Here is a 26479-nt window from a genome sequence, read left to right on the forward strand (position 1 = left end):
TCCCCCTTTAAAGATCGCCTGTTATTTTATTATAGTGATTTAAAAGTATTCACAACATTTTCAACACTAAAGCCGAATTCTGCTAATACTTTGTCGCCAGGTGCTGATGCACCGAAGTGATCGATCGCGATCACTTTTCCATGACAACTGGTGTAACGTTCCCAACCAAATGGGGAAGCCGCTTCAATCGCTACCCGTTTCTTCACTGCTTTTGGCAAGACACTTTCTTTGTATTCTGAACTTTGTGCTTCAAACAAATCAAAGCTTGGTAAGGAGACCACCGATACATCGATGCCTTCTTCTGCCAATTTAGCTTGTGCTTGAACCGCAAGATTCACTTCAGAACCTGTGGCGATCAAAATCCCCGCTGGTGTTTCACCGGCTTGTTTTGAAATCACATAGCCACCTTTTGCGACATTTTCATCCGCACCAGTTTGCGTGCCTTCGATCACTGGTAGGTTTTGTCGGCTTAAGACTAAGACCGTTGGTTTATCCGTTGTTGTCATAGCCAGTTTCCAAGCAGCACGGGTTTCATTGCCGTCTGCTGGACGAATCACTTGGACATTTGGCATGCAACGGACGCTAGCTAATTGCTCGATCGGCTCGTGGGTCGGTCCATCTTCCCCAACCGCCACGGAGTCATGTGTCAAGACATAGATCACAGGTGCATGCTGGATCGCAGACAAGCGCACCGCTGGACGCAAGTAATCAACGAAGACGAAGAAGGTCCCGCCATAGATTCGCGTACCGCCATGCAATTGGATGCCGTTCATGGCTGCCGCCATCGCAAATTCTCGGACACCAAACCAAATGTTGCGGCCTTCGTATTGGCCAGGTTCAAAGTCTTTTTCTGCTGCCACCATCGTGTTGTTGGAACCAGAAAGGTCAGCCGATCCGCCCCAGAGACTAGGGACGGCTTTGGATAAGGCTTGGATCATCTCTTTGCTGGATACCCGGCTAGCTTGTGAGCTGCCAACTTCGTAGCTTGGTAATGCTGCAGCCCAATCTGCTGGCAATTCACCCGCAAAGGCTTGTTTGAATTGCGCCGCAAGTTCTGGGTAGGCTGCTTCATAGGCATGGAAAGTTTCGTTCCAAGCGGCTTCAGCTTTTTGTCCTTCATCGATCATGGTTTCTTTGAAGCGCGCGGCAACTTCGTCAGGTACGGTAAATTCTGGGTATTCCCAGCCATAAATCGCTTTGGCTGCTGAAATGCCTTTGGCACCGATCGGCGCACCATGAACGGCAGAGGTGCCTTGATTTGGCGCACCGTATCCGATCACAGTCTTGATTTCGATCAAGGTTGGTTTGTCGCTTTCAGCTTTTGCTTCGTCGATCGCTTTCGAGATCGCTTCTAAATCATTGCCGTCTTCAACGAGAATGTGTTGCCAGCCATACGCCTCAAAACGCGCACCGACATTTTCTGTAAAGGCTTTTGAGGTCGGACCATCTAGGGAAATGTCGTTTGAATCGTACAAGACGATCAGTTTATCTAATTTCATGTGACCCGCCATGGATGCAGCTTCTTGCGAAACACCTTCCATCAAATCCCCATCGCCACATAGAGCGTAGGTATAGTGATCGATGACTTGATACTTGTCGCGATTGTAGGTTGCAGCCAAGTGGGCTTCGGCCATTGCCATACCGACTGCCATGGCGATCCCTTGTCCTAAAGGTCCAGTGGTTGCTTCCACGCCGTCTGTGTGATCGACTTCTGGATGTCCTGGCGTGCGGCTATCCCATTGACGGAAGTTTTTTAGATCCTCAATGGTCACATCGTAACCAGACACATGCAACAAGCTGTACAATAACGCCGAACCGTGTCCAGCAGACAAAACAAAACGGTCACGATCCACCCACTTGCGAGAAGTCGTTGGATTGACTTTCAAGTGTTTGGTCCACAAGGCATAGGCCATGGGTGCTGCCCCCATCGGTAATCCCGGATGTCCTGAATTGGCTTTTTGTACGGCTTCGATACTTAATGTACGAAGGGTGTTCACTCCTAATTGATCGATTTTATCAAATAATTTTTTCAATTAAATTGCCTCCTTCACTTTCTTCAGCCAGCATGTTTCTATTCGCTGCCTTTTCACAATTGAAAAGAACCGGACGTCCAAAGTTTACTGGCTAATAGGCAACGAATGCTCCTCTTTTTAACAGTCCTAACTTTGGTCGTCCGATTCTTTTGCTTTCGGCTTTGCTTAGCTGCTCAAAACTTTTCCAGTCATTTCTTGATAATCTGCGACCATGATCGACCATGCTTTGGCAATGTCGTCATCTAAACTAAACAATCCACTGCGTCCGACAATATAGATGTCTGGATTGGCTTCATCGATCCGTTTGAAGGATTTCCGATTGGAGGAACCGTCCATTTCAATGACATAGTGATAGTCGTATTCTTCCCGTAATTCCCGCAGTTCAACAATTTTATCTAACGCCCCTTCAATAAAGCGTTGGCCCGCAAACCCTGGATCAACCGTCATGATCGTGACTTTATCCAAAAGATCGATATAAGGCAAAATGACCGATACTGGCGTTTCAGGATTTAAAACGATCCCGGCTTTTAATCCAGCATCATGGATTTGATCGATCAGACGAAATGCTAATCCATCCAAAACCTCAGCGTGCATGCAGATCCATTCACAGTTGATATCGATCAGCTGCTGCACCCAAAAAGCAGGTTCAGTGACCATCAAATGAGCGGACAGAGGCAACGTACTGATTTTGCGGACCTCTTGAATAAACCATGGGGATAGGGAAATATTGGGTACGTAATGACCATCCATAATATCAATATGATAGGAGTCAACTTGGTCATTCAAAAAAGTGATTTGTTCTTTAAATTTATCTAGATCCATCGTCATCAATGACGGTGAAAATTCAACTTTGTTCATAGACTTATCCTTTCTCCTCAATCAGTCTTCTACTGAGAGGAACGATTCTTCTTCCAATTGAATCGCTTTTCTTAGAAAATTTGAATATCATCTAAATCGATTTCTTCTTCTTCCACTTCTGCTTGTGCGACTACTTGTTCTTCAGTGACATTTTTCTTAATCAAAGCCAAGGTGATCCCAGTCACTACTATATTTACCAGCAAAGCTACTGCCCCAGCCCACGGACGAGTCATGGTCGGCAGCATCAGCACACCACCAAACGGTACCGTTGCATCTGCTCCTAAGACCATTGAAACAGCCCCGCCAGCAGCGCCGCCAATAGCTGTTGCGATCAGCCCTCGGACGATATCGTTCATAACGATTGGGATCACCCCTTCAACGATATTGATCACACCCATTGGTACGGCAGATTTTAACGTTTCCACTTCTACAGGCGTATAGATGTTTTTGCCGAACAGTTTTGCAATAAAGAATGCTAAACCAAAGCCGATCGGTGTTGCAGTATTGACTAATTGCAGTGCAGTGATCGGTCCATTGATCCCTTCTGCTTGCATCGTCAGAACAAAAGCAAAGACCGTTTTATTGATTGGTCCACCATAATCAACGCCGCTCAACAAGCCGATGACGGCACCAAAAACCAATAATGAAGAGGAGCCTAAGCTATTTAATGCGTTCGTTAGTAAGTTCGTAAAGGCAGTGATCGGTGTACCGATAATATAGACCATGATCAGACCACCGATCAAAGAGGTCAAAAAGGGAATGATCAATGTCGGCATCAAGCCTTTCGCCCAATTTGGTACTTTAATAAATCGTAAAATAGCAATTACAAGATATCCAGCTAAGTAGCCGCCCAAGATTCCTCCAATAAAACCTGCACCAATGGCATTGGCTGTCAAACCAATAATAAACCCTGGCGCGATCCCCGGTTTTTCGGCAATCGCATAAGAAATTCCTGTCGCAATGACCACCGGAAGCAACCCGAGTCCTGCGCCTCCCATCGTAGCTAAAGCATCCCAAATCGTAAATTCACCTGGCACCAGTTGTCCCTGACTGGTGCCGCCGAAAGCCATGCCAATGGCAATCAAGAATCCGGCACCGCAGACGATCGGAATCAAATAGGAGATGGCTGTCAACAAATGTCCTTTTAAATTCAATGCTTTGATTTTTTCCATAGTTTCCTTCCTCCTTCGGTTTGCTTAGACCGCCTGCTGTTGAACGACCTCTTTGGCTTTTTCCAACAATTTGCTTGGGGACTTGATGGCAACTTCGGTCGGCACTTGAATGATCCGTTTCCCTTCAAATCGTTCACGTCCTGCTACTTTGACGTCAACTGCTAAAATCACGACATCTGCAGCCGCAATCGCTTCAGGTGACAATTCATTTTCACGACCGATCGTTCCTTGTGTCTCCACATGGATCTCGTAACCTGCCTTTTTAGCCGCATTTTCTAACTTTTCTTGCGCAATATAAGTGTGAGCGATCCCTACTGTACATGCACATACTCCGACGATTTTCATAAATAATTCCTCCTTAAATTTTCTGTTATCCTTGAAATGCTTCAATCACTTGCTGCGGCTCTTTTGCTTTCAACAAGGCAGCCGTCACCTCGTCATTTCCTAATTTCCGAGCGAACAAAGAGAGCAGTTTCAAATGCTTTTGCGCCCCTTCCGTGTCATCACCGACGGCAAATAAGATAATTCCTTTCACTCCCTTGCCATCCAACGTTTCCCAAGGGATCTCTTGTTTTAAAACCCCGATTGCTACGCCGCTCTCCTTCACATGAGCACTTTTTCCATGGGGAATGGCAATGTAATTACCAATCCCTGTTTGACCAACTGCTTCCCGCTCATAGACATCTTTTAAAAATGCTGCCTGATCCGTCAAGTACTCATTGGTATATAAAAGCTGACTCAATTGCTGCAGGGCTTCTTCTTTAGAAGCGGCCTCCATGTTGGTTTTGATTATTTTTGGATCAATCACTGTTGAAATATCCATTCGTTTTCCTCCTCTAGTTGAGTACCTCTTGCCTTACTGAATTGACCATTCATTCCTATCAGCCGCATTGGTTGAGAAGGAAGGCTTCGATTTCTTCTTTTGATTTTTCTGCAATGAATTGCAGATTTTCTTCATAGGCGAAACATTTCATTAAGCGGATGACTGCTTGTTTCACCGCGGTTGTTTCGTTAGTCTTCATCAGGATCGCAAAAATCGTTTTTGCTTGCAGCGTTCCCTGCCAAAGGACTTCTTCACCTCTGACTAGAACGATTCCGCTTTTTTTCACCACAGCACTTTCAATGTGCGGTAGCGCAAAATCTTCAGCAATCATCGTATTGCCGCTCGCTTCTCGGGCTTGCAGTGCTTCAAATAGCAGGGTTTTGCTCTCCGTCAGCCCGATTGTTTGGCTAACACCTGCAATCTTCCTTAAAACATCGACTTTCGTCTCTCCTGCTTCTGTTGAAACTAAAGTAAGGGACAAAGGGAATTTAGTCATTTCTCACCCTCCCAATCATCACTTCAAGGCGTTTTTGGTCTTCCATCGTCAGCATGGCGCTCACGATCACAACCGGAATCGGACTATCGATCGTTAATTGAACGGTTGAGATGATCATCTCCGTATCCGGGTGTTGCTTTAAAGCCGCTTCCACATCACGAGAAGGTAGGACAGCGGTGATTGCTAACTCACGAAATTTCTTATGCACTTTTACTTTTAATAATTCGGAGGTCCCGATTCCTGTAGTACAGACGATCATTACCTTGAGTTGTTGAGGATGTTCTTCGATCGCTTGAGCAAAGTAAAGGGTGACAAAGCCGATTTCATCTTCTGTGAGCGCTGGCAAATCGTACACTTGGCAGATTTCTCTTGCAGTCTCTTCGGTAGCAAAAAACAAATCTGTATATTCTAATTTGATTTGCTCCAAAAGATTGTTTTTGACTTCGATCCCATGTCGCAACCGATTGATCATTGGTTTGATATGGCGAGCCAATTTACCGAATAACTCCTCGTCTTCAAATGACCGCTGCAGCTGAGTGCTCATTTTTTCTATAAATGCATTAGAAATTAGTTTTACTTGTTCTGACAGATCCTCTAATTCATCCGTGGCCTTTTGCATCCGTGAGGAGACGAGGTATTGATACATATAATAGCTTTCGTTTTCCGGTAATTTCGTATGCAAGTACTGTTCGCTATTGCCAATGATCTCTTTGGCGATGGTGGCTAATTCTGGGTTTTCTTGCATTTGCTGTTTCTCTTTCTCATCTAAAATATCCTCATTAAATGAATTCCCTACTTTGCGAAACCGTCGCAATAAGATATACAGGTGAGAAAAAAGATTAATGTTATAAGGATGTGGTATTACTAATCCTAGGTGATTTTCAATCAAATTCAGCTGTCGCAAAACAAACTCCGCATCATAGCGGTTGAACGCCTCATTCGTCACATGCAGATCATCCAAGCGGATATTGCGGGTTTGTTGGATATAATCCTGCAATGCACGACGGATATTTTTTTCTGCACCGTTCACCCCGATCATTTTATTTTTGCGGGAAACCGTCAGCTCAAAACGCTGCAAAGCTTCAGAAATTAATTTCTCATCACTGTTGATAACCGTTTCACTCACATAAAAAGGCTGATACAGGGAAAAAATATTCTTTCTTTTTGGGGAAATAAGCAATAGCTCCTCCATCACCTTGTTCCGGCGTTCCACTGGTGTCAGCGCATTCGGCATTTCCGCTTTCTGACTCTGGGACTTTTCTTGATGATGGAAACTTAAGCGGTAGCCTTTCCCTTTTTCTGAGAGAATCACATAGTCAATCGCGGCATCCTCATTGATTGCTTTTACGATGCGATAAATCGACTTTGTAGAAAGTCGAAGCGCTGCGGATAGTTCATCGGCCGTGACAAATTCTCTCGTATTGGAAAGAATATGGATGATTTTTCTCTTTCGTTGTTCCATAACAGTCATGTAACCGTTCTCCTTTCTACACACTTATCATAGCACTAGGAAATGTAAGCGTTCTATCATTCTTTGTCCCCTTCATGGGACAAAGATGATCAATAATAAGAATTACAATACAACGTTAAGGACAAAAAAAACAGCCATTTTTCAAAATGGCTGTAACAAAGTCAGTGTTATCATCAATGTTCATTATTCAACTGTTGGAATAAGAAAAGCTGCTAGTTCCCATGAAACGAGAAGGAAAACGCCTTTTATCCAAACCCTTCAACCGTCGTTAAGGAGCAATCCAGGTTTGAGCGCCTATACAGCAAGCGAAATAAGCACGCTCATTGAAAGGAACGATTTGAGCTTTTACATCATCGAACGATAAAGCTCAATAATCTCTTCTAAAGTCGTTTCCCGCGGGTTGCCTGGTGTGCAGACATCGTTCAAGGCATCTTTGGCGATGGCTGGGATATCTTCTTCTTTGACGCCTAATTCAGAAATGGTCGCTGGAATGCCCACATCTTTGCTTAACTGATCGATTGCTTGGCAAGCAGCATCTCGGACGTCTTCAAGTGACATCGTTTCTGCCCCTTCAATGCCTAAAACGATCGCGATCTCACGGTATTTTTCACCCGTAAAGTCTTTGTTGTATTTCATGATGGTTGGCAACAAAGACGCGCACGCTACTCCGTGAGGAATGTTGTACCAAGCGGACAATGGATGTGCCATGCCGTGGACTAAGCCCAAGCCGACGTTTGAAAAGCCCATACCGGCAATGTATTGCCCTAGTGCCATCGCTTCTCGTCCTGCTTGATCGCCATTCACGGAATCTCTCAATGAGCGCCCGATGATCTCGATTGCTTTGATGTGCAGCATGTCAGTCATTTCCCAAGCGCCTTTGGTGATGAAGCCTTCGATGGCGTGGGTCATGGCATCCATCCCCGTTGCAGCTGCCAGGCTCTTCGGCATCCCCATCATCATATCGCTGTCCACAAAGGCTACTAGAGGAATATCGTGAGGATCTACACAAACAAATTTCCGATGATTTTCTTCATCTGTAATCACATAGTTAATCGTTACTTCGGCTGCAGTCCCAGAAGTTGTCGGTACCGCTAAAATCGGCAAGCATGGATGTTTCGTGTCTGCCACGCCTTCCAAACTAATCACATCTGAAAATTCAGGATTCGTAGCAATGATTGCGATCGCTTTTGCCGTATCGATCGGTGAACCACCGCCAATCGCAATGATACAATCGGCTTGGGCTTCTTTGACAAAGGCTAAGCCGTCTTTGACATTTTGGATCGTTGGGTTGGGCACGATCCCATCATATAACGCATAGTCGACACCTGCTTCATCCAATAATTTCGTCACTTTGGTTGCTACTTCAAATTCCACCAAATCTTTGTCGGTGATCACAGCCGCTTTTTTGAACCCTCGTGCTTTGAATTCGGTCGGTACGTTCTCGATCGCTCCTTTTCCAAAATACGATGTTTCATTCAAAATCATTCTATTTGCCATTCTTCCTACCTCCATTTGTTTGTTTATTCACAATATAGTTTAAATAGAAAAGACTGAGAGCCTTTTCTATTCTTCTACCATTACTTATACCTCAAGATAGCCTGCTCGGGGAGTGACTTTGAAAGCGTCAGCCAATTTTTTCAGATTTTCATCTGTAATGGTTTGTAAGATTGGGCCTTGCGCTTTAACATAGGTGTACACTTCCGCAGCTTTCTCTGCCGTTTCAATCAAGCCAAAGACTTCATCCATATCTTTGCCAGCACCGTAGATGCCATGTTGCGGCCAAAGTACCAAACGGGTTTCTTTCATTTTAGCAGCTGTTGCTTCGCCGATCTCGTTCGTTCCTGGAACCATCCAAGGAATGATGGAAACACCTTCTGGGAAGACCACCAAGCACTCCGTACACATCTGCCACAGGGTCCTCGTGAAACTGCGTTCATCCAACTCATGGGTAAAACTCATGGCTAAAAGATGAGATGCGTGGTTATGCATGATGATTCGGTTTTCTGGATCGACCGACAAGCGTGCGATATGACTCATGAAATGACTTGGCAGTTCACTCGTTGGCACCGCACCATTTTCCAAGCCCCAAAGCAATTCCAATGTTTGCCCATCTTCTTTGACTCGGATCACACCAAGGTTTTCCGCTGGATGTGCCGCTACATTTTTAAAGTATTTTCCTGAACCTGTCACGATAAAGTACTTGCCAGCCAGTGCCGTGGCATCAAAAATCATGGGGATTTCCCGCAAGACGCTTTGCGGATCGATGAAAGGCAAGATCTCTTCTTCTGTTAATAAGTAAGAAATATTGCCGCCGTTGCGCTCATCCCACCCTAAACGGTAAAGATTTGCTGTTGTTTCCATCATTTCTTGTACAAAATTCGCTTGTAAAATATCAATCTTTTTCATCGTTCTCCTACTTTCTGGCTTTTAAGACGGTTTCTTCATAGGCTTTCACTTCTGATAGCCAATCCAGACCTGCTGGTACCCCTTGGCTTTCACAGAAGTAATTCCAAACATCTGCATACGGATAGTCTTTTAATTCTTCCGTCATGGCTAAACGAGTGGTGAAATCACCTGACAATTCGATTGCTTTTAGTTCTTCGATCGGTTCTAGCATCGCTTTTAGCAACGCTTTTTGAGTATTGCGCGTCCCGATCACCCACGCAGCGACCCGATTGATCGTCGCATCAAAGAAATCTAACCCAATGTTGGTTTTTGGCAATAAGTCATTGCGAACCAATTCGCGGCCAATCTCTTGCAATTCATCATCCATGATCACGACATGATCACTATCCCAGCGTACAGGACGGCTGACATGCAGCAAAATGCCTTTGCTAAATAGTGCCAATGAAGACAATTTATTGGAGATCACCTCGGTTGGATGGAAATGTCCAGCATCCAAACAAATCAATTTATCGCGCGTCAAGCCATAGCCCATATAAAATTCATGAGAGCCGACGGTGTAGGCTTCGGCACCAAGACCAAACAACTTGCTTTCCACGGCATCTACCGTGTATTCCGCTGGCAATTCTTCAGCAAAAATCTCATCTAATGCTGTCATCAAGCGTTCCCGTGGTGTAAAACGATCGATCGGGTTGTCTTTGTAGCCATCTGGCACCCAGAAATTATTGACACAGACTTGCCCAGTTTCTTTGCCCATATAGGCAGCGATTTGACGCGAACGTTTGCCGTGTTCGATCCAAAACTGACGAACTTCTTCATCTGGTGAAGCAAGGGTAAAGCCATCTTTGAACATGGGATGTGAGAAAAAGGTTGGATTGAAGTCTAAACCTAAGCCTTGTTCCTTCGCCCAAGCAACCCATTTTTCAAAATGCTTAGGCTCCAATTCATTTAGATCCACTGCTTCCTCGGTGTCTAAATAGATGGCGTGAAGGTTCAATTTGTGTTTTCCAGGAATCAAAGAGTAGGCTTTTTCTAAATCTTGGCGCAACTCCTCAGGGGTATGCGCAGCACCAGGATAATTCCCTGTTACAGAGATCCCACCAGATAACGCTTCATCACTCAAAAATCCTTGCACATCGTCCCCTTGCCAAACATGCATCGAGATTTTCACATCGGCTAATTTTTTCAAAACCGCATCCGTGTCGACGTCTAATTTGGCATATGCTGTCTTAGCTTCTTCATAACGCTGTTGAATCGTTGTCATTTTTTCCTTCTCCTTCTATAAAACGTTGATAGTTGCTTAAAATCTTGTGATCAAAAGGCTGTGGTTCATGAACACTGCAAGGAAATGAGTGTTTGACCGCGCGGCGTGCTTCAACCAGCGACGTGAAGATGCCAGCACTCATCATCTGCATTAAAAGATTGCCGATCGCCGTTGCTTCACTTGGGCCAGCTTCGATCGTCAGCTGCGCAGCATCAGCCGTCAGTTGATTTAAAAAGCGATTGTTGGAACCGCCCCCCACGATATGCAGTTTTTGCAGCTTGTTCGTCGTACCTGTCAGCTGTTCCAGCTTTTGCAATTCGCTGGCATAACAAAGCGCTAAGTTATCATACACACAGCGAGCCAGTTCCCCTGCGGTTTCTGGAACTTTCTGCTGGGTTTCTCGACAATACGCTTGCAGTTCAGTAATCATATTTTCTGGATTCAAAAAACGAGGATCATTGACATCGACAAACTGTTGAAAAGCAGGCGTTGCTTGCGCCAATTCCGCCAGTTCTGCATAGGAATACTGATAATCTTGCTGCCGAGCCACTTCTTGGATCAGCCACATGCCCATAATATTTTTTAAAAAGCGAATCGTGTTGTGGGCACCCCATTCGTTCGTATAATTTTCATCAAAGGCGGCAAGGGAAACATTGGGTACTTTGGTTTCGATCCCCAGCAATGACCATGTCCCGCTGCTGATGTAGCCCCACTCTGACCCTTCTCCGGGTGTACCGATGATCGCCGAAGCCGTATCATGACTAGCGACAGTGACAAAGGTCGCTTGTGGCAAATCATAGGCTGGAAACTTCTGAGTTTGCAGTGCGCCTAAAACCGTCCCAGCATCAACCAATGGTGGGAACAGTCCTTCTGTTACGCCAATCTCAGCTAATAATTCTACATCCCATGTTTGGGTATTGGCATTTAGAAGCTGCATCGTCGAGGCATTGGTTTTTTCCGTGACCATCTTGCCGGTAAAAACGTAGCCCAAATAATCTGGAATCAACAGCAGTTTGTCGGCTTTTTGCAACAGTTGCGCTTCTTCTGTGGCTAATTGAAAAATCGTGTTGAAGGGCTGCAGCTGAATGCCTGTTTTCTCATACAGTTTTTGCAAAGAATAGCGCTGGCCAAAAGCCGCGATCGCATCATTGGTGCGACTATCTCGATAAGCGACTGGGTCGCCTAAACGTTCGCCTGCTTGATCGATCAAACAGTAGTCCACTGCCCAGGTGTCGATTCCGACGAAGCAGTCATTGATACCGGCTTGTTTCACTTTTTGCAGTCCTACTAAAATCTCTTGGATCAAATAATCGATCGCCCAGCGGTCAAAGCCTTCAAGGGGACGAAAGCCGTTTTTAAAGCGATGGATCTCTTCTAAAGTGATCTGCTCATTTTCCCAACGGCTCAACATCAGACGACCGCTTGATGCGCCGATATCGATTGCGATAAATGTGTTCACTGGTCTCCACCTTTCATTATCTTGGTTAAAAATAAATCGATTACAATTTACTGATTCATTCTTGTTGCCTCAATTTTAGCTTGACAATCAACGAGTTTCATCACACAATTTTGATAAAGACTTGCACAATCTTGGTAAAAAGGAGGATCCGATGGATTACTGGGAAAAAGCCAACCACTCATGGTCAACCGATTCACTGCGTTACATCAATACTTCAACCCAAAAGCAGCGTGAACTTTTCTATTACATTCAAGAAATCGGCTATTTCAAAGCCAGCAAACCTTACTTTACAGAACGAGAGAACCTGCCTTCTTATTTGATCAAATATACATTGTCCGGTTGCGGTGAATTGCGCTACAAAGGAAAAAGCTATCAATTAAAAGCAGGTGATGTGTTTTTTATCGACTGCCTAGACTATCAGTACTACCGCACCGTTAGTCAAGAGCCCTGGGAAATGGACTGGATCCATCTATATGGCGCCAACGTCGCAGCGTTTTATGATGAATTTCTCAAAAATGGCAGTCCAGTTTTTCACACAAATCCTGCCAGCAGCCGCCAAAATCCGATCCATTTGGTCTTACAAGATTTATTGATGTTACAGCCAGAACCAAATGCGAAAACTGCCTTCCAAAGCTCTGTTTTGATCCATCAGCTACTCAATGAACTGCTCCTGCAAAAATATCATCTCGATTTTTCGGATAGTGAGATCCCGCCTTATATTTTGCAGATTCGTGACCAGCTAGAAGAGGATTTCCGTCAAGGGATCACCTTGGAATCTTTGGAGGAAAGGTACCATATCAATAAGTATCAAATCGTCAAGGAGTTTTCCAAATACATGGGCTTGCCCCCCATCGAGTACCAGATCAGCAAACGCATCTCTTACTCGAAAGACCTTTTGCGCTATTCTCGTCTTTCCATCAAAGAGATCTCATTGGCGATCGGCATCGAAAACACCGCCTATTTCAGCCGTTTATTCAAGAAAAAAGTCGGCATTTCACCTAGTGATTATCGACAAACGGAGAATGGACGGTAAAAAAGAAACATGAAATCATTCACTGATTTCATGTTTCTTTTCATTGAATCTAAGGTTTTAGTTGGCAACAATAAGTGACTCTTTTTCATTCATGATCTTCTCAAATGCTGACGCATTCGTTACCACAACTGGCGTAATGGTCGCATATCCCTCTGCTTGGATAGCTGCGAGATCGGCTTTTATCAGCGGCTGGCCCTTTTTGATTGCTTGATTTGCTTCAATAAGGGTCGTAAAGTGCCTTCCCTCTAGCTCTACTGTGTCAACACCGATATGGATCAAAAGTTCAACGCCTTGATCACTGGTCAAGCCGATCGCATGCTTTGTTGGAAATAAAGCAGTGACCACGCCATCAAAAGGGGCATAAAAGGTGTTTGATTGTGGTTTGATTGCTTTCCCTTGCCCCATCAAGCCTTCTGAAAAAACTTTGTCAGGAACCTCTGTTAAGGGAACGACTTCTCCTTGAACGACTTCTTGAAAATTGATTTTTGTATTCACTGGCTCTTTTGAATTGACTGCTTTCCTTTTTTCAGGTTCTACAATTCCCCAAAAATAGGTGATTAGAAATGCCGCAACAAGCCCTACTACCTGCGAAGCAATCCCACCATAAAATCCACCATCGATTCCTGCTGGATTGATAATCAAAGGAATACCCAACAATCCTGAACCACCAAAAGAATACTGCACTGTCTGCATAAATCCTGCAATAACACCACCTAAACTTCCACCGATGACAGCAGCGATCAACGGACGTTTATAAGGAAGTAATACTCCGTACAATGCTGGTTCACTGACACCAATCAGGGTTGTCAGACCTGTTGAGTATGCGAGTGCTTTCGTTTTATCGTTTTTCGTTCGTAGACCAACCGCCACGACAGCTCCAGCCATTGCCATTTGGTTCGCTAAGAGCAGACCCATCACAGGATCGAATCCTTGCATCGCCATGTTGTTAAGAAAAATTGGAATGAATGCCCAATGCAATCCGAACATGACCATCAAGATCCATGGTCCCCCAATCACCAGCCCGCCCAAAACCGGACTGAAGTGATAAACATTATTAACAAGCGTTGCCAGTAGACTTGATAAGTTGGATATAATTGGACCAACGACCAGCAAGGCAAGGGGGACAGAAACTAGTAACACGATAAGAGGCTGTACCATGAATCGCAAATCTTTCAACGGCCAATTCTGAACGAAGCCATTGATTTTGGCTGCCACCCAGACAGCAATGATTGCCGGAAAAACGGAAGAAGTATAGTCCATCATATTCACGGGAATCGACAAAAAGGTCAAACTACCTTCTGTCGCATACGGCAGCAAAGTAGGATAGATCAATGATGCCCCAATCAACATTCCGACATAGCTGTTTAATTTAAAATAATTTGCCGCCGAAGCACCTAATAAGATTGGCATGAAGTAAAAGAAAGCATTAGACAATGCATACAAAACGATATAGGTTCCCGAAGTTTCTGACAAAATGCCTGCTACTGATAAAATCGTCAAGATCCCTTTGATCGTTCCTGACGCAGCCATAGCGCCTAAAGCTGGCGTGAAAATCCCTGAAATCGTGGAGGTAAACTGATCAAAAAGAGATTTTTTTGTTTTTTCATGGGTAGTGTCTTCTATTAATTCGCCGACTTGTTGCAGGACCGCTTCATAGACATCGTTTACACGATTTCCTAAAACGATCTGGTACTGTCCGCCCTGTTCAACGACTGAAATCACTCCGTCAAGACTAGCAATGGTCTCCTTACTTGGGGTATCTGTATCATGCAATACAAAACGCAGACGTGTGACGCAATGGGTCACCGATTCGATATTGGCTTTTCCACCAATTTCCTTTAAAACCTCTGTTGCCAACTGCTGGTTGTTCATTTTTGCTCCTCCTCAATAAAAAGTTTGATTTCGCCAGTGATCCCCAAAGGCTCGAACAGGACAAACTGTGAAAGATAATCCCGCATACTGCGACCTAAATTATTGATCACTTCAATCTGGATGGAATTATTCGTTTCTTGAAGCAGGTCCGTCAACTCAAATGTATACGGTGTACTGATTCTTGTGCCTACACAATGACCGTTCACTGAAACAGTCACAACTTCTGAAGCATCTTTAATACTTAATAAAACCTCTCCTGCTGCTTTAGGGAAGTCCACGGTATAAGTGATTTTCCCGCTAAACCGACTGAAGTCATCACCGACTCCCAGTAAAGGCAATGACGAATATTGTTTTTGACAGGCAACTACCGCTTGCTCTTTCCCGATTCCTTCGAAAGTGACTTGCCATGGCTGATCGTTTAGATGAACTTCTTTCACTGGTTTGCTTCTATCAATACGCAATGGTTGTTCCGAGGTAGCTTCAAAAAGAATCATACTCTCTGCTGGTGCTAAATGAATCTCATAGCTGCCATTTTTATATGACACAGGTTTCAGTTTATTTTCTACTGGATCATATTGAACTAAAGGCTTCTTAGCAGGAAAAACAGCCTGAAACTGCAGCGATTCACTGTCATTTTCATTGAAAAGCATGAATATTTCATCTGTCTGCTGCTGATAATGATAGTAGCGCAAATACGGCAGAGCTTTTGATGTTTCTAAACGATCCCGTACCTTCAAGCCAACGTTATCAGTAAGTGCTGTGAGCGGTGTTACTTCCGTAAGGCGAGCGAGAAGCCGCAGTTCATGGGTAAGCAGAGTTTGTTCAAGGGCTTCTTTCACCATTTCCTCAACAAAAATAATTTGAATTCCAGATTCTGCGAGAGCTGTCAGCTTTTTGATCAATGGACCAGACATTCGCTCAGTATATGGAATGACTAGTGTTTGAAAGGCATACTCATTGATGACAAACGTTTGATCCGTAAATTGCGCATCAAGCATCATCTCAACCGAAACGATTTCAAATTCGTATTGATGTTCCATCAGTTCACGAGCAACTTTTTGAATCGGCATATAAGCGCCTGCCCACTCCGCTTCAGCATGGTACAGCACAGCAATATCCGCTTGATGTTTCCCGTCGCTAAATAGATAACTCAAACGATTCATATACGTCATCAGCTGTTTGAAGCCCTCAAATTGTGGATTATGGCCTTGCGCATAAAAGTGTGGCGGGCAATCGGCATCAGGAAAGTCATTCATTGAAAAAGCATGAGGGACAAAATGATTGACCCCTCGCACCAGCATGTGATCGGTTAGCCATTTCATCAGTTTGGTTCCTTCTGACCAACCATATGCACCGAATACTTCGCACATCGTTCGACCTTGTTTCACAGGGTCTAAGTTTCCTAAAGATGCCCCCATTTTCCCTAATGCGTAATGGAAAAATTCGCCATCCCAGCCAGTAGATGTCATGGCTTCAAAGTATCCGTCATTTTGTTGCGGCATCAATTGATGCAAAACGACATCGATCCCTGCCATCGATTGTCCTTTCATCGATTGAAAGAAGTGACCTGCCCCATAGCCTAAACGTGCATGGGCATTGTTATCCTCAATCACATGTCCGATATAGTCGACCTTATGTTCCCGACACCAGCGTCCGATCCGCTGAGAAAAGTGTTGACTATATAGCTCAGAAACCAACGACATATAATTGTAACGAATCTTAGCCGTCTGTTTTGATTCACCACGATAGAGAGCCGGCAACAGCCCTCGAAGCTCAGTTTCAGATATGGCTAGCTGGTTTGCTAACAAAGTCAACAAATCATACCGCCACGGCAATGGCATATCTACTTTTCCAAGGACTGCATCAGGACCCTTGATATTCCCAAACCGCGGTTCATCTGAGAAAAATCCTTGGATCGTTGTGCCAAATTTCTCTCCAAAGTGTTGATAATGACTTTGATAAACCGTTTCCAGCAAAACATCCGTTGCTTCTGGTACCAAAGGATTCAAGTACCCTTGTGTCGAAGCTTCCCCTCCTTCTTGTGTCGTGTAAAAGACAAAGATACTCCACTCTCCTTCAGGAATAGACCAATACAATGTCTCATCAATCATTGAGTCTGTAAGGTCGATCCACTCCTCCTCGCTGATCTGCTTAAATCCAGTTTTTTTGACCGCAACGGCGCTGATGATTTCAGCAGAAAAAAATGATTTGCCACTCTCGTTAACCGTTTCCCCTTCGGAATTCAAAATATTCGGTCGCTCTGCATTGAAACACCAATCCAACATAATTCCAGCATTCTTTTTTGGGCCTACAAAATCAAATTGTCGAAAATTCAAAAATTCTTTCTGCAAATGTCGATGATTCTTCTCAATTTCTCCTGCGGCGTAGCCTGTTGGAAAGTGCTTGTCATCCAAAATCCAAAGTGTCATTTGTCTTTTTTCACACTCTTCAATGATGATCGCCAACTCGTCCCACCATTGCGCTTTCAAAAATTCTTCATGAGGGCGTGATTCGATGCAGACAGATCGGATGCCGGCTTCGTAAATTTTATTGATGTAAGTTTGAATCGTCTCCTTCTCTTCTCCATGCATCCATAAAAACGGAAAAATATGATTATCATATTTTTCGTTCAATAAATTCGTTATCTTTTTCATACAAATTCCTCTTTCTTTCTCATTCAACTTCATTTAAAATCATAATAAATACGCTTTCAAATGTATCATAAGCAATTCTGCAGATTGAAACAATGTCATCTTCTTTGCAGATAATTATCACATTTTTAGATTTACGAAAGGAGGAGATCATAATGACAACCGAAGAAATGGAAAAAAAGCTTTTTCAGTTATCTGAGCGGGAATGCTATCACAGAGACCATCCAAACCACCTTTCTGACTATTATCAACAGCTGGAAAAAGTGATGATCAATGGCCGACAAGTTTACTTATTCGATAATCTGATGGAAGAACAAGAAAACTTTACTCTGTTAAAGCAAAGCCGCTTCAGTCCAGTTCCTTATCATAACCACAGTTTTATCGAATTAAATTATATCTACTCAGGAACATGCACCCAATTGATCGATGATCAGAAAGTTACGCTGACAAAAGGACAAATTTGTCTGATTGATACCGGAATTCCCCATTCGATTGAAATGACTGGTGAAGACGATGTTTTGATCAATCTTTTGATCAAGCGGGATTATTTCGCTCAATTGATTAGTCGAGAACAGTTTAATGAAGGGGTCGTGCTTGATTTTGTTCTGACTGCATTGTCAGACAAGCACGCGCATGACCAATATATTGTCTTTAAGAACAATAAAGATGATCGGATCCATGCTGTGATTCAAGAAATGCTGAAAGAAACTTATGAAAAAGCCATTGGTAGTAAACGAATCATCAGCAATCTAATAGCCATTCTTTTCACTTTTCTCGTACGTGAGTTCGACTATCAGACCAACAAGCAAGAAGCGGCAAAAAAAAAGCACATTCTAGCGATCTTGACCTATATCGAAGAGAACTTCCAAACGGTTACTTTGCCAAAACTCGCCACCCTTTTTAACTATTCTCCTTCCTATTTAAGTGCATTGATCAAACGAGAAACTAGTAAAAATTTGACCGAATTGATTATCGAAAAGAAATTGAATCTCGCCCACAACTTAATTGCTTCCTCCACCAAACCAATCACCCAATGTGCGGCTGAAGCAGGTTTCACCAATATCACTTTTTTCTATAAAAAATACAAACTGTATTATGGGCATACGCCAAAAAAGAAAAAATGATTCTATGTCGCTACTTGCTTAAATAAAAAAATGTGGCATAAGTTAAATATTCATGTTCTAAACAAAAAAAAGAGTGGTTACCCACTCTTTGATTTTTAAGATAAGTTCTTTATTGGTTAAACTGTTATCTGCTACTTTATTGATCACTAACTAAAATTGCTCAGGTGCAAAGTTATTTCAACCAACTCATCCCTAATACACCAACAATATAGAGCAAGCTACCAAGAGCTACAAATTGCTTTTCTCTGCCAACTTTTTGTTCCTTTAAGAGGACAATACTTCCATAAGTAGCAACAAGTAAGCTCATTTGAGAAAATGAATAGGTTACGCCTACACCTAAAGAAGACGATACAGCGAATAACGAAGTATTCGCGATAACCCATGTGCTACCAGTACCTAAATTGTGGATTATTTTGCGGAAACGCAACTGTTGCTTACTTTTCAAGGAAATTACGCTTCCCCCGAGAAACATCCCTACTGCCTGAGGCAAGAAAATCTGTGCGCCACTTATCTGAAACAGACCAGTGACTGTCACATATAGCATCAAAAAAGCTGAAGAACAACATAGATAAAGAAGTACTTGCTGTGTTAAGCCTGTTTGCTGATGAGTTGTCTTAGTTACAAGGAAAACACCTGTTAGTATGACTCCTAATGCCATGATTGAGAAAATTACAGTCGTTAAATCTGTCCATTCTTTGAGAAAGAAGCCAGATGCTAATGTAACAAATAATAATTGGGTCCCGACGGAGACGGGCATTACTTTAGAAACCTCCGCTTTCTCCAAAGCGAGAAATTGGAAGTATTGTCCGCAAGCCCAAAAAACCCCAGATAATAAACTGATGAAAAATGGCACCATGGCATAACTCACTTGATTCAAGAAACCAAATACACTACCGAAAATCAAGGCTGCGATTGTTGTTCCTAGCAGTTGTTCCTCTGATTTTCCTCCCATCAATTTAGCGACGATTGGCATTAAGCCCCATCCTAGTGCAGGCAGTGAGGCAAGCAATAAAAGTTGTACGGACATAAAAACTCCTTCTAAATATTGTAAAAAAGCGAGAACACAAAATCTTGTAGAGGAAAGCGTTACAGAAGCAATTCCTTCTCGACAAATTTTGTGTTCTTTATTCCTAGTTTTTAGTTAATAAATAGGTTGCTACTCCATAAGCGTGGATGATATGATCCGCTTCAAGCGGTTCTTCTAAGGCATTGATTCGCTGATATTCGTACCCATTAAATAATTTTTTGGGCTCAAGAGGACGTTCTTTGTTCGTTGAATTGACGAAACGGACAACGATTCCCTCAGAGTAATACGCATTATGGAGCGCACTGACTCCCACACCTGGTTCTAAGCTGCAAGACAACAAAGAAAGAGACATGTCGGTCAGAGATAATGGATCAATGCGCTTTTGAATTTTATTGTCTATACGATAAATAAAGTAATTCAAATCTTGCAATTGATAAGAAATCGATGGCTGTTCTTTAACAGTTTTCCAAGTAGCCAACAAATCTTCAGAAATAGCTGTTGATGCGACCCTTAGGGAAAAATCGAAGACCATCTCATAGTTTTCCATTTGAGCAAGAGGTGTTTCCATCATAATATGTCCCTTTTTGGTTGTATCGCCAGAAGCACGACCTGGTCGATACAACAAATCTGGTTTTCCTAGAGAGTCGGTTGTAGCTAGTACCGTTACATATAAGGAGTCATCGATATATTCATACTCTTTGCTCTGCTCGCTATAAAAAACGAGGGCGTTCTCTTGATCATAAACAACCACTTGTTTTTCAAATGGTTCAATATTGACAGGTTTTTCTGCATATTTTTCTTGCCAATTTTCCAGTGTTTGATTTCTTTTTTCAAGATAGCCAAATTGAATGGCCGCAACCGCTCTTTCTATCGGCTTGTTTAATCGAGCTTTCACTCGAATCCGATGATTTAAAAGCGTATTTTTAAAACGTAGCTTTGCGTTTACCTCACCATTTTTTGTCAGTTGGAGGGTCAATGTATAATCGAATGTTTTGGTGGCGATTCCTTTCATCCGTTCTTCGATCGTATACGGTAGCTGTAAACTTCCTTCTAAAGCCAATGTTTCTTGCTTCCCTTTGCAGCTGGCAAAACGAAGCGTGATCGGTTGATCATTCAAAATAGGCGAATAGTCATACGTATCACCGGCATTACTATCATCGATGATCGACAAGAAATCCACGATCTGTTGTTTTCCATCTGAATAAATCAGATGGCCGTCTTCAAAGGAAAGCATGTATTTTCCATTTCTAATCCATGTGTTTTGATCTAAAGACGAATCGGGAGTTGTCTCTTGCTCTTCAAATGTAAGGACTTGATAACCAAGGCCTGAAAAGGCACAGGTCACTTGAACGGTTAACAGATAATACCCCTCTTCTTCAATAAAACGGTTGCCAGCCGGAGTTTCTTCCATAATATTTTTCCTGCTTGGGATATACACTGCTTCAAGTACAGATGAATCAGCTCCAATAACCTTGATATTGTTGGTTCTGGATACGATCTTAACGAATTTCTCTCCTTGAAATGGCACTGGTGTTGGATGAAGAATCAGAAATTGGTTGGCTTGTAAAGCGAGTCCTTCACTGATTCTTTTTAAAATCAAATTTTCAATGCTCTCACAAATCTCACTGATTTCTTTTAACCGATGACTGATATCTTGTGCAACACTATCTGATACACAGCCTGCCAAACTATCATGGGCTTGACATTCAAATAACTTTTTCCAAGCTTTCATTAGCAAGCGATTGCTTAATTCGATCCCTAAATCTTTCGCAATAACTAACATTGGTTCAATTTCTAAAACTAATTTGTTTTCTAATCGAAAAATCTCACGTTTCAGATCCATTCGTACAGAACCAATCGTTTTGTGAACCCGTGCAAAAACCGGTGCACGAAACTCTCCTTGATAAACTTCCAGTTCTTTTTGACGGACGATCTCCATAAATGCTGGATAGGTGCTCAATTGATACTTGTATTTTCCAAGCTGATTGATTTTCGTTAGTTTTTCTTCTATGGCAGAAACAATGCCTAACTGATCATTTCCAGTTGGAATCAAGATTTCAGGTTCATTCGCGTAGCTCTTAATAAAATCAACACCTCTATCGAGTCTGCCATCTACATAACTGCTCGTTGGCTCCAATTGCTGCTGTGCACCATATCCTTGAGGAAAATTCACCGCATACAGTGAACCTTGCCCACTTAAACTCGTCCATTTAAAGTAAGGGGATTTGACCTGTTCCCCTAAATCGATGCCTCGCCAAAAGATAATGTTATCAAGTCCAACTTCGTTCAATATGGTTGGCATTTGAGCATTAAAACCAAATGTATCTGGCAAATAGCCGATCGGCATATAGCTGCCATATTTTTTGCTATCAAATATACCAATCATGGCATTTCGAATGATGGACTCACCAGAAGCGAAAAAGGCATCTGTTTGGGTGTACCAAGGCCCGATGAACAATTGACCATTGGCGATCAACTCTTTGACCTCAGTCAAGCGCTCAGGATAGAGTTCTAAATAATCGTCCAGAATAGACAGTTGTCCATCTAGCACGAAAGATGCAGTCGGTTGCCTCTTTAGTTCTTTTAGTACATCACTAAATAATTGGTCACTCAAAACGACACAGTCCATCGAAGTAAAATACCATTCACGATCCCAATGGGTGTGGTTTACTATGTGTACATTTGTCATAGCTATGCTGCCCACTGCTCTTCCCAAGCCGCTTCGTCAAACTCTTCCATCGTGGCATCTGTTTCTTTCCCCGCATCTTTTGAACGTAGCAAGCTTGTACAAATCGCAATGAATAATGAGCCAGTAGCAATCGATAAAACATACAGTGGCCATTTTTCTACGGTGAACCAACCATAAAAACCAGAGATTGGCGCTGTATTGACAGCTCCTAGACCTACAGCCATTGCAGAACCAATCGCTGAACCAATCATATTCACTGGGATCACTTTTAGTGGATTTTCCACCGCAAATGGGATCGCTCCTTCTGAAATACCTACTAGTCCCATAATGATCGACGATTTTCCTGCTTCTTTTAGTTCGTTATTGTATTTATTCTTTGCAAAAACAGTCGCTAATCCTAAACCAATTGGCGGAATGATAATCGCCACTTGTGCTGCAGTGTTTGGTGCATAAACGTTACTTGTCAATAAAGCCATCGCGGTTGTCACAGCTGCCTTATTTACTGGCCCTCCAAGATCAAATCCAACCATTGCCCCTACAACTGCCGCCATCACGACCGCATTTCCGCCACTCAATCCGTTCAACCATGACTCTAAGCACACATTGATAGCTGCAAATGGTGTACCGATCACATAGTTCACAAGTAGGACAGTGACTAAAGTACCTAAAACAGGAACTAAGAACACTGGAACTACCGATGCCATCGATTTTGGCAGTTTGATATGGTTTTTGATCCACAAGCAGATGTACCCAGCGATCAGCCCTGAAACAATTGCGCCTAAGAAGCCTGCGTTAATGTCTTTTACTAACATACCTCCAACAAGACCAGGGGCAATCCCTAGCTTATCGGAAATCGAATAAGCAATAAATGCCGATATTACGGGAAACATCAGTCCTAACGCAATGCCACCGAATCCATCTAAACTATGGAGTAATCGGATGATCGTATTCGCACTTTCTCCATGAGAGGCGTCCCAAATATCAACAATCCCAAATATTGATCCACCTACTCGAGAAATCGCCATGATAACTGCTCCGGCAATCACTAGAGGAATCATATAAGATATTCCTGTTAAAACATGATTTTTCATTTCACTTGCCAACTTTTTCATCTGATTTTCCTCCTCTTTATTGATCAATCAGCTTTAATGCATCTTCAATTACTTTTTCTGCGTTTTTTATAGGGGCTGCTACCGGGACTTTGAGAATCATTTTGCCATTGAAACGCTCCTCATTTCTCACTTTCGTATCAACGGCAAAAATCACGACTTCCCCAATTTGACAATCCCGCTCGTTCAATTCATTTTCGATACCTGTTGCTCCTTGTGTCTCAACCTTGATTAAATCGCCACGTTTCGCTGCTGCTTTTTTTAGCGCCTGTGCCGCCATAAAGGTATGAGCAACTCCTGTGGCACACGCCGTTACTGCAATAATTTTTCTCTTCATTCGTCTTTCCCCTTTTCTCCATTTTATTCGCTTAATAATTTCGCGATAATCTCTTTATCTGTTTCGCTTTTCAGCGCTTCTGTGATGTCTTCATCCATCAATTTCATGGCAATTTCTGATAAAATCCGTAAATGGGTGTCTCCTTGATGTTCTTCAGGAATAGCAAGCATAATCACAACCGTTACCGGTTCATCATCTAAAGATTGCCATTCTAATGGTGCCTTTAACCGAGCAAAAACGATTGCGGGTTCAGAAACTGCACGACTTTTTCCATGAGGGATAGCTATATTATTGCCTATTCCTGTGGTCGAGTGATCTTCTCTTTCCATGACTGATTGAACATACTCATTTTCGGATTGAACGATTCCTTCAATTACTAATATTTTTGCTAATTGACGGACCACTTCTTCTTTAGTGGTTGCCTCTAGACCAAGAACAATATGTTCAAAAGGTAGTAGTGTTTCTATATTCATTTTATGTTCCCCCTTGTAAATACTTTTTTAATTCATCTTTCGTCCCTTTAAGGAGGAAGGTTCGTTCATCTGATTCCATCACATTAAGCATCGTGTCATAGATTTCCTCAAGGTCTTGTACAGTTTCATCCTTGATACAGATGAAAAAGACATATTTCACCTTTGTTTCTCCCCAGTGGATCTCATTATTAAGACGTAAAAATACAATCGCTGATTTTTTCACGTATTCTGGCGTCCCATGAGGCGTTGCGAATCGTCCAAAAGAAGTAAAGGAAAGCTGTTCCCTTTTTAGGGAAGAATCAATCATTTCCTCGATCACATACCCACGAGTAACCAACTGCTCTCCAATAAATGTAATCACCTCTTGATAATTTTCAAAATGATGATCTAAAAAAATCAAGTCCTCGTGAATCAGTTTCGCAAACTGACTGAAAGAACCATTTTGCTTTTCTTCGACATTTTTTAAAAAGGTTTCTATTTTTCGCTGCTCATCTTTATTCAGTACAGGTGAAACATTGATTGTTGGAATCGAATCGATTTTTAAATCCACTGTCGATAAAATCAAGTCCTCATAAATATTGGTCTGAATCAACTCTTGAATAGAAAGAATTCTGGAAATATCGATTTGCTCATAATTTCTCCGAATGCGAGCAGCTAATAGCTGTGAAGTGCCTTTCCCACTGCTACAAACTAATAAGACACTCACTTTCTGCGGTTGTTTTTCTTCTCGCTGTTCTTTCATCACTTGGATGTGTACGGCCAGAAAAGCAACCTCATCTTCGGGGATCGAAATCGAAAACTGCCAATTTAAGGCATGAGCTAATCGAAGCGCTTCCTCAAAAGACAAAGGGAAATTCTTCTTCACATCATTTAGAAACGGGTTATGAATGACTAATCCTTTTTGAATGCGATAAATAGCTTCTTTGATATGTGATACCAATCCTAACAAAAGACTTTCATTGCGTAGGGAGATCGTCTCATGAATCAATTTTCGTATCGTTTCATCAAGCAAATCATCGGAGTCATTCTTCTTCATCAACGAATCCCCATAGATATGAAGCGAAATATAATGAACTTCCGAAACTGGCAACGACAGAGAAAACGTTTCTTCTATTGATGCGATAAATCGATAAAAAGCTCTATTCTCCATCAAAGGATGGCTTCTTTCTTCGAAAGTCAGATAATTCTTCTCTTTGACCCGATCAATCATGATGATTAGATGAAGCAATAGTGAGTGATAGGCAGCATCATTAAGCGTAATTTGTTCTTTTTTCAAATACTCTTGTAAGAGCGTATCAACTAAAGAAATTTTTGTCAGGTCAATAAAATCATTAACAAACTGAGGAATTCCTTGAATCGAATGCAAATAGCGTTGCTGCTCTTGTGTTATTTTCCAATTTCCACCCCAGAAATAGTAGATCAAATCAAATGCTAAACGACGTTTTTCTTGTTCTGACAAATTCAAAAAGGAACCCTTCCCCGGTAAAACTTCAATCGTAACGTTAAAATGACGAAAGATCTCGCTTACCTGCCCCATGTCATTTTCTAAAGTTGATTTACTGATGTAAAGTGCATCTTGCAGTTGTTGACGCGTAAAATACGTTTTTTGTTTCAGTATTTCAAAGCAAAGAAACTGAATACGATCTTTTTTGCTCGTCGGTAAGTTTGATTCCTCGTTCCCATCAAGATACTTTAGAATTTCAGCTGAATCGCCATCAAGAAATACACCTACTCTAGGTTTGCGAACAAGCCTTATTGCTGTTTCCTGCAAAAATTCATCCATTCTCTTTAGCGATTGCGAAACTGTCTTTTGCGAAAGCGACATATGCAACCCAATTTTAGCAACCGTTGTTGGTCCATTCTCTAAGAGATATCGAATAATTGCTTTTTCCCGTTCACTGATCATGAAACTTTCACCTCGTCTACATTTCTAATGGTAGCTGTTTCTCAAAAAAATGAAAACACTTACTTTTACTGCATTGATTACAGTAAATCATAGGCACTGAAAATATTGCGCCGTTTTTTTATTCATGTGTACCCTTTCGTTTAATACAGATTATTTACATATCCTTTGGTATTTTCATAGTATAGAGGATATTACTCAGTGGGAACAGAAAAAAAATACCAATGAACAAACGATACGTCTGTTTCATTGGTATTTTTACTATTGATTCTCTAATAAGGA

The 26479-nt window shown here is 42.4% G+C and carries 21 protein-coding genes; 2 read left to right on the forward strand and 19 right to left on the reverse strand.

Annotated features, from left to right (window positions below):
• Window positions 1-29: 29 nt before the first annotated feature.
• The 11 genes from tkt to rhaB form a co-directional block, all read right to left on the reverse strand.
• Window positions 30-2033 (reverse strand): transketolase, encoded by a 2004-nt coding sequence (gene tkt / locus IGJ42_RS11900; RefSeq protein WP_430615552.1) that lies wholly within the window; start codon window positions 2031-2033, stop codon window positions 30-32.
• Between the two features lie 165 nt (window positions 2034-2198).
• On the reverse strand, window positions 2199-2891 hold the full coding sequence (alsE, locus tag IGJ42_RS11905) for a D-allulose 6-phosphate 3-epimerase (RefSeq protein ID WP_422705759.1): 693 nt from the start codon (window positions 2889-2891) through the stop codon (window positions 2199-2201).
• 71 nt (window positions 2892-2962) lie between these two features.
• Window positions 2963-4063 carry a PTS fructose transporter subunit IIC gene (locus IGJ42_RS11910; RefSeq protein ID WP_087665010.1) on the reverse strand — a complete coding sequence of 367 codons (1101 nt, stop codon included), beginning with the start codon at window positions 4061-4063 and terminating at the stop codon, window positions 2963-2965.
• Window positions 4064-4087: 24 nt separating this feature from the next.
• On the reverse strand, window positions 4088-4408 hold the full coding sequence (locus IGJ42_RS11915; protein WP_008380953.1) for a PTS fructose transporter subunit IIB: 321 nt from the start codon (window positions 4406-4408) through the stop codon (window positions 4088-4090).
• 25 nt (window positions 4409-4433) lie between these two features.
• Entirely contained in the window at window positions 4434-4886 is a 453-nt protein-coding gene (locus tag IGJ42_RS11920; protein WP_430615555.1) for a PTS sugar transporter subunit IIA, read from the reverse strand.
• Between the two features lie 58 nt (window positions 4887-4944).
• Window positions 4945-5382: a PTS sugar transporter subunit IIA gene (locus IGJ42_RS11925; protein WP_086316451.1), complete on the reverse strand. Its 438-nt coding sequence runs from the start codon at window positions 5380-5382 to the stop codon at window positions 4945-4947.
• The gene (locus IGJ42_RS11930) at window positions 5375-6853 is read right to left on the reverse strand and encodes a BglG family transcription antiterminator (RefSeq protein WP_430615557.1); all 1479 of its coding nucleotides are present in this window, start codon (window positions 6851-6853) and stop codon (window positions 5375-5377) included. Before IGJ42_RS11930 ends, IGJ42_RS11925 begins: the two co-directional genes overlap by 8 nt.
• Window positions 6854-7198: 345 nt before the next feature.
• Window positions 7199-8350, reverse strand: coding sequence for a lactaldehyde reductase (gene fucO / locus IGJ42_RS11935; RefSeq protein WP_430615559.1), 1152 nt, complete (start codon window positions 8348-8350; stop codon window positions 7199-7201).
• A gap of 84 nt (window positions 8351-8434) precedes the next feature.
• Complete coding sequence (rhaD, locus tag IGJ42_RS11940) at window positions 8435-9259, reverse strand: rhamnulose-1-phosphate aldolase (RefSeq protein WP_005234418.1); 825 nt, start codon at window positions 9257-9259, stop codon at window positions 8435-8437.
• A 7-nt stretch (window positions 9260-9266) separates the two neighbouring features.
• Window positions 9267-10520 carry an L-rhamnose isomerase gene (gene rhaA / locus IGJ42_RS11945; RefSeq protein ID WP_005234414.1) on the reverse strand — a complete coding sequence of 418 codons (1254 nt, stop codon included), beginning with the start codon at window positions 10518-10520 and terminating at the stop codon, window positions 9267-9269.
• Window positions 10495-11979 carry a rhamnulokinase gene (gene rhaB, locus IGJ42_RS11950; protein WP_430615561.1) on the reverse strand — a complete coding sequence of 495 codons (1485 nt, stop codon included), beginning with the start codon at window positions 11977-11979 and terminating at the stop codon, window positions 10495-10497. The genes rhaA and rhaB overlap by 26 nt, the downstream gene beginning before the upstream one ends.
• 151 nt (window positions 11980-12130) lie before the next feature.
• On the opposite strand from rhaB, the gene IGJ42_RS11955 reads away from it, so the two are divergent.
• Entirely contained in the window at window positions 12131-13012 is an 882-nt protein-coding gene (locus IGJ42_RS11955; protein WP_034872044.1) for an AraC family transcriptional regulator, read from the forward strand.
• A gap of 57 nt (window positions 13013-13069) precedes the next feature.
• Here the strand turns inward: IGJ42_RS11955 and IGJ42_RS11960 are convergent, their stop codons facing one another.
• Window positions 13070-14884 (reverse strand): beta-glucoside-specific PTS transporter subunit IIABC, encoded by a 1815-nt coding sequence (locus tag IGJ42_RS11960; protein ID WP_061053121.1) that lies wholly within the window; start codon window positions 14882-14884, stop codon window positions 13070-13072.
• Window positions 14881-17538: a glycosyl hydrolase gene (locus IGJ42_RS11965; RefSeq protein WP_430615565.1), complete on the reverse strand. Its 2658-nt coding sequence runs from the start codon at window positions 17536-17538 to the stop codon at window positions 14881-14883. Before IGJ42_RS11965 ends, IGJ42_RS11960 begins: the two co-directional genes overlap by 4 nt.
• 152 nt (window positions 17539-17690) lie before the next feature.
• Between IGJ42_RS11965 and IGJ42_RS11970 the strand changes: the two genes are divergently transcribed.
• Complete coding sequence (locus tag IGJ42_RS11970; protein WP_430615570.1) at window positions 17691-18659, forward strand: AraC family transcriptional regulator; 969 nt, start codon at window positions 17691-17693, stop codon at window positions 18657-18659.
• Window positions 18660-18831: 172 nt separating this feature from the next.
• Here IGJ42_RS11970 and IGJ42_RS11975 read toward each other — a convergent pair whose 3' ends face one another.
• From IGJ42_RS11975 to IGJ42_RS12000, 6 genes are all read right to left on the reverse strand, one after another.
• Window positions 18832-19686: a GRP family sugar transporter gene (locus IGJ42_RS11975; protein WP_005234411.1), complete on the reverse strand. Its 855-nt coding sequence runs from the start codon at window positions 19684-19686 to the stop codon at window positions 18832-18834.
• Window positions 19687-19789: 103 nt separating this feature from the next.
• Window positions 19790-22375 carry an alpha-mannosidase gene (locus IGJ42_RS11980; protein WP_430615572.1) on the reverse strand — a complete coding sequence of 862 codons (2586 nt, stop codon included), beginning with the start codon at window positions 22373-22375 and terminating at the stop codon, window positions 19790-19792.
• Between the two features lie 2 nt (window positions 22376-22377).
• Window positions 22378-23514 carry a PTS fructose transporter subunit IIC gene (locus IGJ42_RS11985; RefSeq protein WP_430615575.1) on the reverse strand — a complete coding sequence of 379 codons (1137 nt, stop codon included), beginning with the start codon at window positions 23512-23514 and terminating at the stop codon, window positions 22378-22380.
• Complete coding sequence (locus IGJ42_RS11990) at window positions 23504-23821, reverse strand: PTS fructose transporter subunit IIB (protein WP_005234408.1); 318 nt, start codon at window positions 23819-23821, stop codon at window positions 23504-23506. Before IGJ42_RS11990 ends, IGJ42_RS11985 begins: the two co-directional genes overlap by 11 nt.
• 23 nt (window positions 23822-23844) lie before the next feature.
• Complete coding sequence (locus IGJ42_RS11995) at window positions 23845-24294, reverse strand: PTS sugar transporter subunit IIA (RefSeq protein ID WP_005234407.1); 450 nt, start codon at window positions 24292-24294, stop codon at window positions 23845-23847.
• Window position 24295: 1 nt separating this feature from the next.
• On the reverse strand, window positions 24296-26200 hold the full coding sequence (locus tag IGJ42_RS12000) for a BglG family transcription antiterminator (protein ID WP_430615578.1): 1905 nt from the start codon (window positions 26198-26200) through the stop codon (window positions 24296-24298).
• Window positions 26201-26479 lie beyond the last annotated feature (279 nt).

The organism is Enterococcus sp. DIV1067f (assembly GCF_050543505.1).
In the GTDB taxonomy this organism is placed as follows: Bacteria; Bacillota; Bacilli; order Lactobacillales; family Enterococcaceae; genus Enterococcus_D; species Enterococcus_D entomosocium.